The organism is Kitasatospora sp. NPDC091257 (assembly GCF_044757675.1).
Classification (GTDB): Bacteria; Actinomycetota; Actinomycetes; order Streptomycetales; family Streptomycetaceae; genus Kitasatospora; species Kitasatospora lactacystinica.
Genome location: NZ_JBIVVI010001164.1, coordinates 1 through 2823, shown reverse-complemented (window position 1 = coordinate 2823; position 2823 = coordinate 1). Strand labels below are relative to the sequence as shown.

General features: G+C 77.5%; 2 protein-coding genes and 1 pseudogene. 2 read left to right on the top strand and 1 reads right to left on the bottom strand.

What is annotated here, in order from left to right; all coding sequences use genetic code 11:
* The first annotated feature begins 174 nt into the window (after positions 1-174).
* The gene (locus ACIQOV_RS35830) at positions 175-1611 is read left to right on the top strand and encodes a GAF domain-containing protein (protein ID WP_401055000.1); all 1437 of its coding nucleotides are present in this window, start codon (positions 175-177) and stop codon (positions 1609-1611) included.
* A gap of 43 nt (positions 1612-1654) precedes the next feature.
* Here ACIQOV_RS35830 and ACIQOV_RS35825 read toward each other — a convergent pair whose 3' ends face one another.
* Complete coding sequence (locus ACIQOV_RS35825; protein ID WP_359905384.1) at positions 1655-2155, bottom strand: SsgA family sporulation/cell division regulator; 501 nt, start codon at positions 2153-2155, stop codon at positions 1655-1657.
* Between the two features lie 329 nt (positions 2156-2484).
* Here ACIQOV_RS35825 and ACIQOV_RS35820 point away from each other — a divergent pair.
* A pseudogene (locus ACIQOV_RS35820) lies at positions 2485-2823 on the top strand (hypothetical protein); the annotation flags it as partial.

Sequence of the window (2823 nt, the reverse complement as noted above, 5' to 3'; positions counted from 1 at the left end):
GGGTCGGGCCCCGCACCCCGGCGGGCACGGCCGGGCCCGGGGCCGGACCCGCGTTCCGTACCGTCCGGTATGCCGACTTGCCCGACCCCGTCCCCAGCGGCCCACCGCACCCGTACGCTTTCGTCAGCGCGTCGGCCCCGACGCGTCCTCGAACGGCGGCGAGGAGCGAAGCAAGTGCGGCAGACCGGACGGCAGTCCCGACGACCAGAGCGCCGCACCCCGCCGTCCGCGACGGAGCTGGCCAAGGTCCACGACCGCACCCTCGCCGACGCCGCCGCCCGGGAACTGTCCACCCCCGCCCGCACCGAGGAGACCGGCGGCCCCGGCCTGCTCGAACCCCGGCCCGAGATCGGCGACTCCTGGGCCCGGCTGCGCCGCCTCGGCCTCGACCCCGACACCGGCGCCGCCGCCGTCCTGCTGGGCCCCGGCGAAATCGAACAGCGACGCCGCACCAGCGGGCTCGACACCGTCCTGCCGGTGCTCCGCGAGACCCTGGTGGAGACGGGCGGCACGGCCCCGCTGCTGCTGGCCGTCGCCGACGCCGAGGGCCACGTGCTCTGGCAGGAGGGCGAACGCGGCCTGCGCCGCAGCGCCGACCGGATCGGCTTCATCACCGGCGCCCGCTGGATCGAGGAGAGCGTCGGCACCAACGGCATCGCGGTCGCGCTGCGCGCCCGGCGCCCGATGCACGTCCACTCCGCCGAGCACTACCTGCGCAGCCACCACTCCTGGACCTGCGTGGCCGCACCGGTGCGCGACCCCGGCACCGGGCAGTTGGTCGGCGCCATCAACCTGAGCGGCCCGGCGCACAGCATCCGCCCGTACCTGCTCCAGCTCACCGCGACCGCCGCCCGGCTGGCCGAGACCGAGCTGCGCGCCCACCGGCTGGAGGCGCTGCACCAGCTGCGCACCCTGGCCGCCCCGCTGCTCGCCCGGGTCGGCGGCCCGGCGCTGGTGGTGGACGCGGCCGGGTGGACCGCCGCCGCGGCCGGGCTGCCGCCGCCCAGCCGGCTGCGGGTGCCCAGCGAGGGCTGGACCCCGGCCGCCGTGCACTGGGTGCCGGGCCTCGGCGAGTGCGCGCTGGAGCCGCTCGCCGACGGCTGGCTGGTGCGCCCGGTCCGGCCGCCCGGGGAGAACGGCTCGGGCACGGTGACCGCCGAGCAGGCCGAGGGCGCCCACCTCCGGCTGGACCTGCGCCGCCCGGACCGCCCCGGGCTGTCCGTCCGGGGCGCGGCCGACAGCTGGTCGCACCCGCTCAGCCCGCGCCACGCCGAACTGCTGCTCCTGCTCGCCACCGGACGCGAGGGCAGCACGGCCGCCCAGCTCGCCGACGCGCTGTTCGGCGACCCGGGCCGGACGGTGACGGTGCGCGCGGAGCTCTCCCGGCTGCGCCGCTACCTGGGCGGGCTGCTGGCCCACCGGCCGTACCGGATCGCTGAGTCGGTGCTGGTCACCGTGGACGGGCCGGACGACCCGTACGACCTGCTGCCCTCCTCCTCGGCCCCGGCCGTGCGGCGGCTGCGGGCCGCGCTGGCCGCGGGGACGGCCCGGCTGCCCGGTGCGCCGCCCCTGCCGCCGCCGCGCGTCGCCGCCCCGACGGAGCGTCGCTGACGCTCGGCCCCCGGCCGGGCGGAGCGGATCCGGCGCCCCGTCGTCAGCCGTTCGCGAGCAGCGCGGCCAGCTCGGCGTCGGTGGGACCGCAGCGGCGCTCCTGGTGCTCGGAGACCAGCGCGTAGGTGCGGTCCAGCCAAGCCTGCACCCGGGGCTTGGACGCCTCCAGCAGTGCGCTGCCGTGCGGGGATTCGAGCGCCAGGTGCAGCGTCGCGCCGTGGCACGGGCAGTACGCCGGCCACAGTTTGACGTCGCCCTGGCCGCTCAGCGCGCGCAGCCCGTCGCGCAGCAGTTCGCGTGAGAACACCCAGTCGGCCTCGTCGGGCCGCCCCAGGTGGAAGGTCAGCAGGACCTCGTACGGGCGCGCGGCGACGAACCGGAACCGGGTGCGCACCTCGCCGACCACCTCCTCGCCCAGCGAGATCCGCAGGATCAGCACCTCCTCCACCGCCGCCGGAGCGGCGGTGGAGCCGTCCCCATCGCCGCCCGTGGGGGTGGCGGCGAGGGGTGCACTTGAGGCTGCGGACAGCGGGTCGGGCGGCATGACGGTCTCTCCGGGACGGCGTGGGATGACCTCAGCCTGCGTCACGCCCGGCGCACCGGGCAAGGGTTGCAAGGGGGTTGCAATAACCCCCGTCCGGGGCGGCCGCTCCTTACCCGCCCTTGTCAGACGGACCGTCAACTTCCGTGTGTCGAAAGGGCGTCCACGAAATGGACGGGGGCCGACCGGGAGGTGATCACCCACTGGTACGCTCTGCCCTCTCCCCGGGCGGGCCCGCGCGGAACCGGCCCGCGACGGCCGGAGCCGGACCCGGCGGCGACGCGTGGGAGAATACGGCGACGCGACGGCGGCTTCGGGGAGGGAGGGGTCCGGTGGCTGTGCGCGAGGACACCGCGCGGGACGTGCACCACGAGCCCGCACGGCAGGGTCGGCACGGGCGGCCGCGCCCGTTCGGCGGCCTGTTCCGGCTGCCCACCCTGCGCCTGTCCGGTGCCGCGATGGCGATGTCCACCGTGGTCGGCATCAGCATCGCCACCACCCTGCTGCTCAACGAACAGCAGGGGATCGGCCGCCGGGCCGGCGTCGCCCGGGTCGGCTCCACCCCGCCGCCCACGCCGGGCGCCACCGACCAGGCCGAGGCGGCCTCGGAGCAGACCCCGACCGACGGCCTGTCGTCCGCCCCCGCCGCCGGCCGCCCCGCCGCGGGCCAC

Excerpts from the sequence above, each read along its gene's own strand:
- ACIQOV_RS35825 (WP_359905384.1), bottom strand. The coding sequence starts at position 2,155 with ATGCCGCCCGACCCGCTGTCCGCAGCCTCAAGTGCACCCCTCGCCGCC.